The organism is Listeria sp. Marseille-Q6474 (genome assembly GCF_946902005.1).
Classification (GTDB): domain Bacteria; phylum Bacillota; class Bacilli; order Lactobacillales; family Listeriaceae; genus Listeria; species Listeria innocua.
In genome coordinates this window covers 126,402-141,407 of sequence record NZ_CAMPPS010000001.1, presented here as the reverse complement: position 1 = coordinate 141,407, position 15,006 = coordinate 126,402, and the positions used below count along the sequence as shown (strand labels likewise).

Sequence of the window (15,006 nt, the reverse complement as noted above, 5' to 3'; positions counted from 1 at the left end):
ATTAACTCCTCGTTTCAGCTTGTTCTTTTTCTATTATAGCTACATCTGTTTCCGTTAAACCAAATATCCGTTTAAAATGTTCAATACTTGTATCTGCATTTTCTTCCACAGACATTTCCTTTAATTCTGAGATAGGCTGTTTTAGCATTTGATTAATGATACTTTTCATATGTTTCCCGATTTGGATGTATTCACGTTCTGTTAATCCAGGAAGTTTATTTTCTAAGCTAGTCATAGTAACTTCTTGCATATCTAACGCTTTTTCGCGCAAAGCTCGGATGACAGGAACGACGCCGAGTTGTTTTTCCCATTCAAAAAAGCTTCGAACTTCTGTCTCAATGGTGTTTTCAAGTTCTTGAACGATCCTTTGACGTTCTAAAGAGTTAGCACTTACCACTCCAGCTAAATCATCAATATCATATAAATGGAAATTGGGAATATATGAACAATCATGTTCAACATTTCTTGGTAAGCCGATGTCAATTACAAGCATAGAGCTCGCTTTTTGTTCCATCAATTCTTGCATAGCTACCTGTTTAATAATCGGCTCTTCAGCACTTGTTGAGACGAGAACAATATCTGCTTCTAACAAATGGTCCGACATATTTTCATATGCACCAACTTTTGCTTGAAATTGATGCGCTAATATTTCTGCGTTAGATTTTGTGCGATTGATGATAGTAATATCTGCAATGCCACTTCCAGCAAGATTTTGTAAAGCAAGTTCGCTCATTTCCCCTGCTCCAATAAGGACGATTTTTTTATTATCTAATGAACCATATAGTTTTTTGGCAACTTCTACAGCTGCATAACTGACCGAAACGGCATTTTCGTTAATTTTCGTATGATGATGCACTTTTTTTGCAAAAGTAACTACTTCCCGAAAAAGTTTATTTAAGAGTGTGCCTGTTGTTCCAGTCTGTTTCGCGATTTCGAATGCATGTTTTACTTGTCCGAGAATTTGCGTTTCTCCGAGTACAAGTGAATCGAGTCCCGCAGTTACTTTATATAAATGATTGACGGCCTCTGTTTCTTCATGAAAAAACAAATAAGGCTCGATTTTATCCATATCCATTTGAAACCAATTGGCCATAAAGCGTTTTAAGTAATATCTGCCTGTATGTATTTGATCGACAACTGCCACAATCTCCGTACGATTGCATGTCGAAATAATAACATTTTCGAGGATACTTTTTTCCTGCAGTAATGTTACTAAGGCCATTTCTTCTTCTGTTTCTTTAAAAACTAATTTTTCGCGGATGTCGATTGGTGCTGTGTGATGATTCAGCCCCATGGTGAGAATAAACATTCGATAATCCTCCTAAAATTAAATTGAACTCTAATACATTCTACCACTTTTCGATGTGTACACCAAATAGTCCGTTTATGTATTTAGACGGAAAAAAGAGCTGGATTTTTCATTCCAACTCTCTCTATTATTCCATTCCTTCTTTGATAAACTGCCATGCTTCGTCTTTTCCCATTTTTGTTTCAGAAGAAAATAAGACAAATTTGTCGTCAGGATCAAAATCTAGTGTTTCGCGAACAATTTTAGCATTTTTTTGCCATTTGCTGCGTGGGATTTTGTCGGCTTTTGTTGCTACGACAATGACAGGAATATCATAATACTTTAGAAATTCATACATCATTCGGTCGTCTTCTGTAGGTTTATGACGCAAATCTACAATTTGAATAACACCACGAAGTTGCTCACGAGAAGTAATATAAGTTTCAATCATGACGCCCCATTTTTCGCGTTCGGTTTTCGAAACTTTGGCAAAACCGTAGCCTGGTACATCGACAAAGAAAAGCGCTTCTTCAATTTTATAAAAATTTAGCGTTTGTGTTTTTCCTGGTTTTTGTGAAATTCTTGCCATACTTTTACGGCGAATCATCGTATTAATAAACGATGACTTTCCGACGTTGGATCGACCTGCAAGTGCATATTCTGGAAGGTCTGTTTCAGGGTATTGCTCTGGTCGAACAGCGCTTATTACTAGTTCTACATTATTTACATCCATAATTGTCCATCCTGTTCTATTCATTATCTTTTACTAGTATAACGGAAAAAGAGGAAAAAAGCACCATGAAAAAATACTGCCCCATTTGAGACAGTATTTTTCAGATTAGTATTTACTTACTTCTGCTACTACTTGTGCAATGAAGGCGTCTAGATCCATTGTTTCTGAATCCTTAGAGCCGTAGCGACGAACGTTTACAGAACCAGCTTCTACTTCTTGGTCCCCAAGTACTAATGCGTACGGGATTTTCTTAGTTTGTGCTTCACGAATTTTATATCCTAGTTTTTCGTTACGGTCATCTACTTCCGCGCGAAGTCCAGCGCGTTGTAATTTATCTTGGACTCCTTTTGCATAATCTAAATGAGCGTCGGCATTAACTGGGATAAGTTCCATTTGAACTGGAGCTAACCAAGTTGGGAAAGCACCTTTATATTCTTCAATTAGGTAAGCAACAAAGCGTTCCATTGTCGATACAACACCACGGTGAATAACTACTGGGCGATGTTTTTCACCATCTTCGCCGATGTAAGTTAAATCAAAGCGTTCTGGAAGTAAGAAGTCAAGTTGTACAGTAGAAAGAGTTTCTTCTTTTCCTATAGCAGTTTTTACTTGAACATCTAGTTTTGGACCATAAAACGCAGCTTCACCCTCTGCTTCAAAGTAATCCATATTCATTTCATCCATTGCGGATTTAAGCATTGCTTGGGCTTTTTCCCACATCGCATCATCGTCAAAATATTTTTCAGTATTTTTCGGATCACGATAGCTTAAGCGGAACGAGTAATCTTTAATATCAAAGTCTTTGTATACTTCTAAAATTAGCTCCACAACGCGTTTGAATTCATCTTTAATTTGATCTGGGCGAACAAATACATGTGCGTCGTTTAGAGTCATCCCACGAACACGTTGTAGTCCTGAAAGTGCTCCACTCATTTCATAGCGGTGCATCATGCCAAGTTCTGCAATACGGATTGGCAGTTCACGATAACTATGAATGTCATTTTTATAAATCATCATGTGATGTGGGCAGTTCATTGGGCGTAACACAAGTTCTTCGTTATCCATTTTCATAGTTGGGAACATATCTTCATGGTAGTGATCCCAGTGACCACTTGTTTTGTAAAGTTCCACGTTTGCCATAATTGGAGTATAAACGTGATTGTAACCTAGGCGTTCTTCTTTATCCACGATGTAACGTTCAATAACGCGGCGGATAGTTGCACCTTTTGGTAACCAAAGAGGTAGTCCTTGACCGACTTCGATACTGTTCGCAAATAAATCTAATTCTTTCCCTAATTTACGATGGTCACGTTCTTTTGCTTCTTTTTGCATTTGGATAAATTCTTTTAAACCATTTTTGTCAAAGAAAGCTGTGCCGTAAATACGTTGAAGCATTTTGTTGTTGCTGTCTCCGCGCCAGTATGCACCAGCCACGCTTAACAGTTTAAACACTTGAATTTTACCAGTAGAAGGAACATGGACACCGCGACAAAGGTCAAAAAACTCGCCTTGAGTATAAATTGTCACTGTTTCATCTTCAGGAATTGCTTCGATTAGTTCTAATTTATATTGATCGCCAATCGCTTCAAAACGTTTAATTGCTTCTTCACGAGAAACAACTTCGCGTTCGATTGGTACATTTTCACGAACGATTTTTTGCATTTCTTTTTCGATTTCAACTAAAGATTCATCACTAATAACAGCTTCTGTATCAATATCATAGTAGAAACCAGATTCAATCGCTGGACCAACTCCAAATTTCACATCTGGATAAAGTCGTTTTAGCGCTTGAGCCATTAGATGAGCAGTACTATGGCGCAAAATGCCAAGTGCATCTTCATGATCCGGAGTGACGATTTCAATTGCCCCATCTTCATGGATTGGAGTTACTAAGTCAAGTAATTCTCCGTTTAATTTACCTGCGAGTGCTTTCTTTTTTAGACCTGGGCTGATGGAAGCCGCGATGTCAGCTGTTGACACGCCTGGCTCAAATTCTTTTACAGCGCCGTCTGGAAATGTGATTTTCATACTAATCTCTCCTTTTCTTTTTTTAAATGTGGTTAGGAGGGCAAAATAAAAAACCCATCCCTCCTGTTGTCAAGGGACGAGTTTATGCTCGTGGTTCCACCCAAGATTCAGAAATAGCTAAAATCAACTACTTCACTCTTGTCGCCTGTAACGGAGCGATCCGTCTATTATTACTAGTAAAAAACGTTCCTAATAGAAGTTCCAAGGTGGTCCAAATTTAAGTTCCAATAGAAGGTTCCCAGCTAGCCCTTCCTCTCTATAATTTTCCGTTAAATTGGTTGTCCTTTTCATCACTTTGTTTTATATTACTTCACATTATAAGCCCGATGAGATATATTTGCAAGTACTTTTTAGAAGCGGCGATTTTTTCCTTCTAAGTTGACCTCTTTAGATAAATAACGCACCCGTTCCATGATTCGGCGAGCTTTTAGTTTTTCTTCAGTACCATTTTGAGCAAACATTAAATGATTCTCAAGTTGATCCATATTGTAATTAGACGAGAAGAATGTTGGTAATTCTTCTTGCATCCGGAATTGTAAAATCGCACCCAGCACTTCATCGCGTGTCCACGCTGTCATCGATTCTGCGCCAATATCATCAAGCATTAATACTTCGGTTTCTTTGGCAAACTGGATTTTTTCGCCAACAGTATTATCCGAAATAGACTGCTTCACTTCCCGCATAAATTCTGGTAAATAAACTAAAGTTGTCGAAATACCTTTTAAAGCTAACTCTTTTGCAAGTGCTCCAAGCAAGTAGGATTTTCCAGTCCCAAAACTACCATGAATAAATAACCCCTTCACACGCTCACCATTTTGAGGCGGATAGTTATTTAAAAATTGATAAGCTTCAACAAGCGCCAGTTTACGCGATTCTTCATCGGTATAAAAGTCAGCTAAATTAGCATCCACCACTTGTTTTGGCATGTAAAGCGAACGAATTCTCCGCTCGACAGCACGACGTTTATCTTCTTCAATTTTTTCTTTTGTTGGATAATAGGTGACAGTAATGAATTCCCCGTTAAGGACAAGTTTTGGAGCATAACCAGGCATTAATGTCTCTTCTTGCTCTGTGAATTTTTTATGTTGCGTCATAAATTCGTACAAATTAGACAAGTTTTGATTAATTAATTGTTCCGTAATATCTTCTTTATTTTCCTTGAAAAAATCTTGAATTGGTTGATAATGGAGAACTTGTTGTTTTAAACCTTGGTATTCTTTTTCAAAATCTCGCCCTTCAAAAAGCTGTCCTAATGTTCTTTCGATGTTATCCATATTCTTCACCTACCTTTTATTTAGTCGTTCTTTAATTTCACGAACTTGTTCTTCAAGCGTTTGTTTTTCTTTATCTGTCATTTTGTTTTCTGCTGGAGCAACTTGTTCTTTATCAAACCAATCCGGTAAAATTTCTTTTCTAGTGGATTTTTGGTAATTTCGATTGTAATTATTATTTTTCGGTGTGGCTGGTTCTTCTTGTAATCGTTTATATTTTTCGTGCTCTTGCCACGCGAGATCCATAGCTTCTTTTGCCGTTTTTACATTTTTTCGTTTCCAGTGGGCCGCGATAGTCATCATGTAATTTTTAGAAAGCTTCCGGTCTAGGCGAAGTAAAACATATTCAATTAGCACATTCATCACGGGAACCGGTAGATTTTGTTGATTCATGACTTCTTCTACGACGCGTAAATCGGTTTCTGCCGGGATCGCGCCGTCTGAAATATCCACTAATAATTGGAATGGCGTGATGCTCTCTAAATATACTTGAAGGGCTTCTTCATCATTTAAAGCTTCTTCTGGTTCTTTTTTTACAGGTGTTTCCTGCTTCATTTGTAATTTTGGTGGAGCGCCATTTTCAATCGTGTAGCCTTCGCGCACGATTTTTCGTAAATAAACGATGTCGATTTCGCCATTTGCATCAAGCGCACGATACAAATAACTCGGCATATCTTTTTCAGAAACTTGATAAATCCCGTGTAATTTTAAAATCGTTTGGCGCACTTCTTTTGTTATTTTTTCCCTGGCAATCATACCTGGTGAAAGTAAACTTAAGAATAAATTAAAGTCAAAACTCGCGTCATCAAATTCGATTTCTTTTGGCACGATTTTATCCACTAAAACCTGGCTAGATTCTGATGGAACTGCACTACTGCCACCTTTAAACGGCTCAAAAACATCTTGGAACGAACGAGTAATTTCACTGTATGTATCTGTTTCAAAAGTTTCATCTGCAAAAAAACGACGCAAACGCTGAAACTGCGCATTGCCAATTTTACTATATAAATAAATATTTAAAAGACCATCTGAAAAAAACTTTTCAGGCGATAACGGAGGTAAAATTTCGTAAATATAAAAGCGTTGGTCATTTTCTGTTTTTACATAACTTTTTAAAAGACCTAAGCCTTCTAGTTTCAATCGCGCCTCGAATAACGCTTTCAAACTAATATCAAGCATATTTAAAAGTTGGACGTGCGAATGCGCTTCTGACCACAGTCTGTTTTCTTCCACTTCTGTGAACAGGGTTTGGTATAAAGCAAGACATTCTGCCCCCATTAACGGTTGATACAACATCGTAATTATTTTTCTATCGGCACCTGTCAAAATCCCACTTGCCTTCACTTGATAGCTATCTACCGCCTGAAGCTCCATCCAAAATTCCGTCAATTTACTCACCTATCTTTATTTTTTTCCATCAAATCTTTTAGTTCTTCTACAAACACACTAATATCTTTAAATTGGCGATAAACCGATGCAAAGCGCACGTATGCAACTTCATCAAGACTCGCTAATTTATTCATTACTTTTTCACCGATTAAATCAGAAGCGATTTCGCTGTCACCAATGTTTCTTAGTTCACGCTCTACTTCATTCACGATTTCTTCAATTTGTTCCGCACTAACTGGGCGTTTCTCACAAGCTCTTATTAAACCACGTCTTACTTTTTCACGAGCAAATTCTTCTCTTGCCCCGTCTTTTTTCACAACTATTAAAGGACTCTCTTCTACCTTTTCAAAAGTAGTAAAACGGAATCCGCATTTTTCACATTCACGCCTTCTTCGGATGGAGTTACCATCGTCTGCCGGTCTTGAGTCTACAACACGCGTGCCATTATATTTACAAGTAGGACATCTCACAAAAAATCACTCCTATCTCTAGCATTCTTTATCTGTTTATTTGTATGCCTCATTATACCATGTGAAAGTAAGGGTGGCTATTTGTTATTAACAAAACGCTCGATAAATGTAAGGACTTGCTTTTGTGTTTTTTCAAGTGACTCATTATTATCTATCACAAAATCGGCTTTTTTCGCCTTTTCATCAATTCCCATTTGGCTATTAATTCTTGCTAATGCCTCTTCTTTAGTTAGGTTATTTCGTTCCATTAAACGCTTTAACTCTGTTTCCGGTGTCGTCCAAACCACGATAATTTGATCCACTAATGACTCTAAATGACTTTCAAAAAGTAGCGGAATATCAAAAAATACAACTTTTTCTCCTGCTTCAAAAAAGCGTTCTCTTTCATTCAACATATAGTCTTTCACGCGAGGATGGGTAATTTCATTTAATTTCTCCCGTTTTTCTTTATCTTGAAAAATAATTTCTCCTAATTTAGCCCGGTTTAAAGTACCGTCTTCAAGTAAAATGTCTTTTCCAAAGTATGCAACAATTTCCGCTAGGCCATCTGTTCCTTTTTCAACTACTTTTCTAGCTGCAACATCAGCATCAACTAGCGGAATTCCAGCTTGCTGAATCAGGTTACTCACAGTTGACTTTCCTGTTGCCACACTTCCTGTTAATCCAATTGTTTTACCCATGATTTCAGCTCGCTTTCTATTTTTGACAGTGCGGGCAAAAATGCGTCCCGCGTCCATTTAGTTTAATTTTTTCAATGGGTGTCCCGCAAATAACGCACGGTTCCCCAGTTTTTCCGTACACTTTTAATTTATCTTGATATTGTCCTAGTTTACCTTGTGAATTCACGTAAGTTCTAACAGTGGAACCACCAAGGGCAACTGCTTCAGTCATGATACTTTTTGTCGCTTCAAATATGCGATTAATTTCTTTATCAGATAGCGAGTTGGCGGCTCTCTCTGGATGCACTTTTGCTTCAAAACAAATTTCATCCGCATAAATATTCCCAACACCAGCAACTAATTTTTGATCAAGTAAGGCTGTTTTGATAGCTCTACTTGTTTTTTTTACTCCAGTTGCAAAATCAGCTAATGTAAATGCAGGTGTTAAAGGTTCTGGACCTAGTTTTTTTATCGATTTTGTTTCTGACTCGCCGTATTTATTTGTCACTTCCATCGTCCCAAATTTCCGCACATCTAAAAAGCGCAATTCGGTATGATCTTCAAAATGAAAAATTATATGCGTGTGCTTAGTAACTTCCTCGTTCTCATCCATTAAACGGAATTTACCTTCCATACGCAAATGGGATAAAATCGTACAATTTGTTAAGTCAAATAGTAAAAATTTGCCGCGACGACGCACTGCTTCTATTTCTTGCCCGACAAGCATATGGACAAACTCGTCGGGTGGTGTTGCTACTATCATTTTGGGAACGCGGACAATCACTTGATCTATTTTTTTACCTGGGACTAATTCTTGTAATGTTGCGCGGACATTTTCTACTTCCGGCATTTCTGGCATATATAAACTCCCCGTTTCTCTATTTATTTCGCATCATACCAAGTGTCGCCAAATGCGCTATCAACTTTAAGTGGCACAGAAAGTTCTACCGCATTTTCCATTACATCAGGTACAATCTCTTCTAATTTTGCAATTTCTGCTTCAGGTGCTTCAAAGATAAGCTCATCGTGCACTTGAAGTAACAATTTTGCTTCTAAATTCTCAGATTTTAAGCGTTCGCTCATGAGAATCATTGCTTTTTTTATAATATCCGCGGCACTACCTTGAATAGGTGTATTCATTGCCGTTCTTTCCGCAAATCCTCTTACATTGAAATTGCGGCTGACGATTTCCGGAATATAACGACGACGATGTAAAATAGTCTCTACATAGCCTTTTTCTTTCGCAAAACGAACAATATCTTGCATATATTCTTTTACAGCTGGATAACTCACAAAGTAACGATCAATAAAGTCTTTCGCTTCTTTTCTCGTGATACCAAGGTTTTGAGAAAGCCCATAATCACTAATGCCGTATACAATTCCAAAGTTTACTGCTTTGGCTTGACGACGCATTAAAGAATCAACTTCATCTTGTTCTACATGGAAAACATCCATCGCTGTTTTTGTATGAATATCATAGTCGTGTTTAAACGCATAAATTAAATTCTCGTCTTCAGAAATATGCGCTAAAACACGCAATTCTACTTGGGAGTAATCGGCGGAAAACATTTTCCAACCAGGTTTACTTGGTACGAAAACTTGTCTGATTTTCCGGCCTTCTTCAAGTCGAATCGGGATGTTTTGTAAGTTCGGATCTACAGAGCTTAAACGTCCAGTTTGAGTTAACGTTTGGTTGAAACGCGTGTGTACTTTATGCGTTTCTTTGTCAGTTACTTTAAGCAAGCCTTCAATGTAGGTAGATTGAATTTTACCAAGTTGACGATATAATAAAATTTCATCAATAATCGCATGTTTTCCTGATAAGCTCTCTAGTACATCCGCTGCGGTTGAATAACCAGTTTTGGTTTTTTTCACTGGAGGAAGTTCTAGTTTTTCAAATAAAATGACACCTAATTGTTTTGGTGAATTGATGTTAAATTCTTCGCCAGCTAGTGAATGAATCGATTCTTCTAATGTTTTCAATCTACCAGCTAATTCTACTTTCATATTTTCTAAGCGTTTTGTATCTACGCTAACTCCTTGCATTTCCATTTGAGCCAAGACAAATGACAGTGGTAACTCTAAATCTTCCATCAAAGCTAATTGCTCATTTTCCTCTAAATCATCTACTAATCTTTTCTCTAGTTCAGCAATTGCTACTGCTTTTCTGGCTAAGTGGGCAGCAACAATGTTCTCTTCCGGCGTGCTTCGTTTAGCACCTTTTCCATAAATTGCTTCGTCTGTTTCTACTTCTGTATAATCATGTCTCACAGCAACACTTGTAAAGTCATCAATGGAATCTGATGGATTTAGTAAATAAGAAGCTAACATAATATCAAAAGTGACACCTTTTATAGCAAAACCAATTCGGTTCATCGCTACCATTGTTTTTTTCGCATCATAAACGACTTTTATTTCGTCACTTTCCACCCAATTACGGAAAACCACACTTTTTTCTGCAGTTTCCTTCGTAAAGAAGTAAGTTCCTTGGCTAGAATGAACAGTTAATCCAATAAAGTTTGCGGTATGATAATTATCATTTTCCAGTTCCACATAAAGCGCGGTTTTCCCGCCAAAGTGTTGTTCTTTTAATTCGGTTACTATTTCAAAAGATAGTTCTTTTAATTCTTTTGCTTCTTCCGCTGTATCTCCTTCGATGTTTTTCAAAAGTGTTGTGAAGTTCATTTCTTTTAATAGTGGGATGACTTTTTCTGTTTGATAGCCATCATATTTCGTACTTTCGACTGTACATTCAATTGGTGAATCTACATTGATTGTCGCAAGTTCTTTACTTAAAATAGCTAATTCTTTATTTTCTAGTACTTTTTCTTTTAATTTTTTACCTGAAATTTCTTCAGCATGTTCAAGGACACTTTCAACTGTACCACCAAATTCATGCAAAAGTTTCAAGGCTGTTTTTTCACCTACGCCAGGAATGCCGGGAATATTATCAGATGAATCTCCCATTAAACCTTTCATATCAATGATTTGCGATGGTGTTAGGTCATATTTTTCTTTTAAGGTTTCTGGAGTGTTTGTTTCCATATCAGCTATACCTTTTTTAGTAATATAAACAGTGGTTTTCCGAGAAGCAAGTTGAGTTAAATCGCGGTCTCCTGTTATAATAGCGACTTCCATTCCGTCTGCTTCTGCTTTTTTTGTTAACGTCCCGATAATATCATCGGCCTCGTAGTTAGCAAGTTCATATTGCGGGATATCGTAAGCTGTTAAGAGCTCTCGGATAAATGGAAATTGCTCGGATAATTCACTTGGCGTTTTTTGGCGACCACCTTTATATCCTTTAAATGTAGTGTGGCGGAAGGTTGTTTTTCCTGCATCAAAAGCAACGAGCACATGGCTAGGCTTTTCTTTTTCAAGTACGTTCATCAGCATCATTGCAAATCCGTACACCGCATTTGTATATACACCTTTATCATTATTTAAGAGCGGCAACGCATAAAACGCGCGGTTCGCAATACTATTTCCATCAATTAATACTAATTTATTCACAGGGATATCCTCCTCGATATTATCATTCACTTGTGTCTATTTTACCATAGGAACATAAAAACAAACCACTTATCCGAATGGGATTAAATGGTTTGTTTAAAATACGTACATTTCCTTTATAAAAAGATATTACGAACTAGTTTTATCGTTTAAAATTGACTTATTTTAGAAGTTTTTGATTAACTCATCCGCAAATTCCGAACATTTAACTTCTGTAGCTCCATCCATTAATCTAGCGAAATCATATGTTACGGTTTTTGCAGCGATAGTTTTTTCCATAGAGTGGTTAATCAGTGCTGCTGCTTCACCCCAGCCAATATGTTCAAGTAGTAATGTTCCAGATAAAATAACGGATGATGGATTGACTTTATCAAGACCAGCATATTTTGGAGCAGTACCATGTGTTGCTTCGAAAATCGCATGGCCTGTTAAGTAATTAATGTTCGCTCCAGGAGCAATTCCAATTCCACCTACTTGAGCAGCAAGGGCATCAGAAATGTAATCTCCATTTAAATTCATTGTAGCTACCACATCAAATTCAGCTGGACGCGTAAGGATTTGTTGTAAGAAAATATCTGCAATTGAATCTTTTACTAATATTTTCCCAGCAGCAAGCGCTTCTTTTTGTTTTGCATCAGCAGCTTCTGTACCTTCTGCTTCTTTGATACGATCATACTCGTTCCAAGTAAATACTTTATCGCCATATTCACGTTCACATAAGTCATAGCCCCAATTTTTGAAAGCTCCTTCAGTGAATTTCATGATATTTCCTTTGTGTACAAGTGTTAAAGATTTACGTCCTTCTTTAATCGCATATTCAATCGCTGAACGGACTAAACGCTCTGTTCCTTCTTTTGAAATTGGTTTAATCCCAATACCAGAAGTTTCCGGGAAACGAATTTTATCCACGCCAAACTCCGATTTTAAGAAATCAATTAATTTTTTCGATTCTGCACTACCTTCTTTAAATTCAATTCCCGCATAAATATCTTCTGTATTTTCACGGAAAATGACCATATCAGTATCTTCAGGACGTTTTACTGGTGACGGAACACCTTTGAAATAACGAACTGGTCGTAAACATACATATAAATCTAACTCTTGACGTAAAGCAACGTTTAGAGAGCGAATTCCGCCACCAATCGGCGTTGTAAGTGGCCCTTTAATAGCAATTAAATACTCATCAATTGTATCTAGTGTTTCTTGTGGAAGCCATTCGCCAGTTTGTTTAAATGCTTTTTCGCCAGCTAGAACTTCTTTCCAAGCAATTTCTTTTTCGCCATTGTAAGCTTTTTTAACTGCCGCATCTAAAACGCGTTTTGCAGCTGCCCAGATGTCTGGACCTGTTCCATCTCCTTCAATAAAAGGAATGACTGGGTTGTTCGGTGTTTTTAAAACACCATTTTCTACTTGAATTTTTTGACTCATAAAACTTGTTCCTCCTCCATTAAATTCGTTCTTCTACAGGTAAATAACTTCTATTTTCAGGTCCAACGTAGATAGCACGTGGACGAATAAGACGATTATCACGATATTGTTCAAAAATGTGCGCTAACCAACCAGAAACACGGCTTACAGAAAATACTAGCGTGAATAAATCGCGGTCAATCCCAAGCGCGTGGTAAACGGAAGCTGAATAAAAGTCAACATTAGGTTTTAAATGTTTTAATTCCCAAACAGCTTCTTCTACTTGCAGTGAAATATCAAACCATTTTTCTTCGCCTTTTTCAGCAGTTAATTTTCTAGACATTTCACGTAAATGTTGGGCACGCGGATCCCCACCACGATAAACTCGGTGACCAAAGCCCATGATTTTTTGTTTAGTATCGATTTTTTCTTGGATATAATTACGTACATCGCCAGCTGCATCGATTTCTTCTAGCATATCAAATACGCGTTCGTTCGCACCACCATGAAGTGGGCCTTTTAGAGCACCAATAGCAGATGTTACACCAGAATAAACGTCCGAAAGCGTTGCCACACAAACTCGAGCTGTAAATGTAGATGCATTAAACTCATGGTCTGCGTGCAGTACTAGCGCTTTGTTCATTGCTTCTACCGATAACTCATCCGCTTCTTCCCCTGTAATCATATAAAGGAAATTTGCCGCCATATTTAAATCTTCTCTTGGTGGAATTGGATCAAGTCCGCGACGAATTCTTGAAAAAGCGGCAACAATCGTTGGCATTTTCGCTTGAAGACGTAGCCCTTTTCGGTACACAGCTTCCCCGTCATCTAATTCTGCTTCGGTGTCAAACACACCTAGCATCGATACCGTTGTTCTTAAAACGCTCATTGGATGCAATTTTTGATGATTTTGCATTCTTAAACTTGTAATAATGGTTTCAGATACTGCCATATTTTCTTGGATTTCTAATTTAAACTTTTTAAATTCTTCTTTATTTGGCAAACGTAAATGCCATAATAAGTAAATCACTTCTTCAAAAGAAGCATTATTTTCCATCAAATCATCAATACCGTAACCAACGTACGTTAACATATCATCAATAATAGAACTAATGGAAGTCTCAGCAACATATACATTTTCCAACCCTTTAGATAACGTCATTTCGTTTCCTCCTTTTATCCTTTTTTACTTATGTATTTATTTTATGAATGCAACTAACTGCATTGCCATATACGCAATACCCGCTGCAATTACCGGTCCAGCAGCAATCCCTCTAAACAGTACTACTGCTAAAATCGTTCCAAATACAAGTGAAACAGTTACTTGTGGATCAACGGCCATATAGCCGACACCCTTTTTCGCTAAAATAGAAACAGCAATTCCTGCCCCAAGACCAATCCAGCCAGCTGCCGATTTAAAAGAATCAATTAAATCTTTAAAACCGATTTGACCCGTCGCGATTGGAATTAAGATAGCAACAGTAATAATCGTTACGCCCCAATTAATTCCTTTAGCTTGAATCAGTTCCATTGCTTTACCATCGACGTGAAATAACTTTAATAAAATAACGACAGCTACCGCAATAATAAGCGAATTATTTTTTGCTATAAGTCCAAGAAGTAAAAAAAGAAGTAAAAACAACATACTTTCCGTAAACATACTAAGTCACCTTTCAATATCACGCATCTAGGAAGCGAGATAACAATTATTATATCATAAACATACCTTATAGTAATACTAAAATGCCATAAGGAAAATGAATTACCCTTTTTTCAACTAAACCTCTATAGAAAGTTTTTTCCCATAGAGGTTTCAATTACATATCAAAATAATAATATTGTGTGTGTTTCTTTTGGTTTCCAAGCCATTTCGTTAATTTAGGTTTTAATAGTTTACGAGAAAACGGGATAAAAATAACTAGCCCTAAAATAGTGGTAATAACTCCTGGAATAATTAATAGGAAACCCGCGATAAAAAAGCATAGGCTATCTAATAAATATGGCGCTACTGTTCGTCCATCACGTAAATTCCGGAAAAGGTTGCCTCCAAGGCGTTTGAAAATAAAAATACCAAAGGCGCTCGAAGCTATTTGAATAAAAAGAAGTGGCCAAAAACCGATTACTTGGAATAGCCAAACATACATAATCAATTCTATTAAGCCATATAAAGCCCAATAAAGAATAAATTTTCTCATAAAATCAACTCCAATACTTAATGACTATTATAACCTATTTTGGCGCAATCGAAAAA

Annotated in this window: 13 protein-coding genes and 1 other annotated feature; all 13 genes read right to left on the bottom strand. The window is 37.1% G+C overall.

Annotation, left to right across the window (positions count from 1 at the left end; genetic code table 11):
- Position 1: 1 nt before the first annotated feature.
- Positions 2-1,309, bottom strand: coding sequence for a glutamyl-tRNA reductase (gene hemA, locus OC533_RS00685; RefSeq protein ID WP_070753017.1), 1,308 nt, complete (start codon positions 1,307-1,309; stop codon positions 2-4).
- A 127-nt stretch (positions 1,310-1,436) separates the two neighbouring features.
- A complete protein-coding gene (gene yihA, locus OC533_RS00680; RefSeq protein WP_003762435.1) occupies positions 1,437-2,021 on the bottom strand; it encodes a ribosome biogenesis GTP-binding protein YihA/YsxC in 585 nt (194 codons plus the stop codon).
- Between the two features lie 105 nt (positions 2,022-2,126).
- Positions 2,127-4,049, bottom strand: a complete 1,923-nt coding sequence (gene thrS, locus OC533_RS00675; RefSeq protein ID WP_003762436.1) for a threonine--tRNA ligase — start codon at positions 4,047-4,049, stop codon at positions 2,127-2,129.
- 69 nt (positions 4,050-4,118) lie between these two features.
- Positions 4,119-4,349: a binding site (T-box leader), on the bottom strand.
- A gap of 50 nt (positions 4,350-4,399) precedes the next feature.
- The gene (gene dnaI / locus OC533_RS00670) at positions 4,400-5,323 is read right to left on the bottom strand and encodes a primosomal protein DnaI (protein ID WP_003767061.1); all 924 of its coding nucleotides are present in this window, start codon (positions 5,321-5,323) and stop codon (positions 4,400-4,402) included.
- Between the two features lie 9 nt (positions 5,324-5,332).
- Complete coding sequence (locus OC533_RS00665; protein ID WP_194323473.1) at positions 5,333-6,709, bottom strand: replication initiation and membrane attachment family protein; 1,377 nt, start codon at positions 6,707-6,709, stop codon at positions 5,333-5,335.
- Positions 6,710-6,714: 5 nt separating this feature from the next.
- Complete coding sequence (nrdR, locus tag OC533_RS00660; RefSeq protein WP_003762439.1) at positions 6,715-7,179, bottom strand: transcriptional regulator NrdR; 465 nt, start codon at positions 7,177-7,179, stop codon at positions 6,715-6,717.
- 77 nt (positions 7,180-7,256) lie between these two features.
- On the bottom strand, positions 7,257-7,859 hold the full coding sequence (gene coaE, locus OC533_RS00655) for a dephospho-CoA kinase (protein WP_003762440.1): 603 nt from the start codon (positions 7,857-7,859) through the stop codon (positions 7,257-7,259).
- A gap of 16 nt (positions 7,860-7,875) precedes the next feature.
- Positions 7,876-8,697 (bottom strand): DNA-formamidopyrimidine glycosylase, encoded by an 822-nt coding sequence (mutM, locus tag OC533_RS00650; RefSeq protein WP_010991606.1) that lies wholly within the window; start codon positions 8,695-8,697, stop codon positions 7,876-7,878.
- A gap of 23 nt (positions 8,698-8,720) precedes the next feature.
- Complete coding sequence (polA, locus tag OC533_RS00645) at positions 8,721-11,348, bottom strand: DNA polymerase I (RefSeq protein WP_194323474.1); 2,628 nt, start codon at positions 11,346-11,348, stop codon at positions 8,721-8,723.
- Positions 11,349-11,513: 165 nt separating this feature from the next.
- Positions 11,514-12,776 carry an NADP-dependent isocitrate dehydrogenase gene (gene icd, locus OC533_RS00640; RefSeq protein ID WP_070753007.1) on the bottom strand — a complete coding sequence of 421 codons (1,263 nt, stop codon included), beginning with the start codon at positions 12,774-12,776 and terminating at the stop codon, positions 11,514-11,516.
- A 19-nt stretch (positions 12,777-12,795) separates the two neighbouring features.
- The gene (gene citZ / locus OC533_RS00635; protein WP_003771989.1) at positions 12,796-13,917 is read right to left on the bottom strand and encodes a citrate synthase; all 1,122 of its coding nucleotides are present in this window, start codon (positions 13,915-13,917) and stop codon (positions 12,796-12,798) included.
- 36 nt (positions 13,918-13,953) lie between these two features.
- Entirely contained in the window at positions 13,954-14,415 is a 462-nt protein-coding gene (locus tag OC533_RS00630) for a DUF441 domain-containing protein (protein ID WP_003762446.1), read from the bottom strand.
- A gap of 157 nt (positions 14,416-14,572) precedes the next feature.
- On the bottom strand, positions 14,573-14,950 hold the full coding sequence (locus OC533_RS00625) for an FxsA family protein (protein ID WP_003762447.1): 378 nt from the start codon (positions 14,948-14,950) through the stop codon (positions 14,573-14,575).
- Between the last annotated feature and the right edge of the window lie 56 nt (positions 14,951-15,006).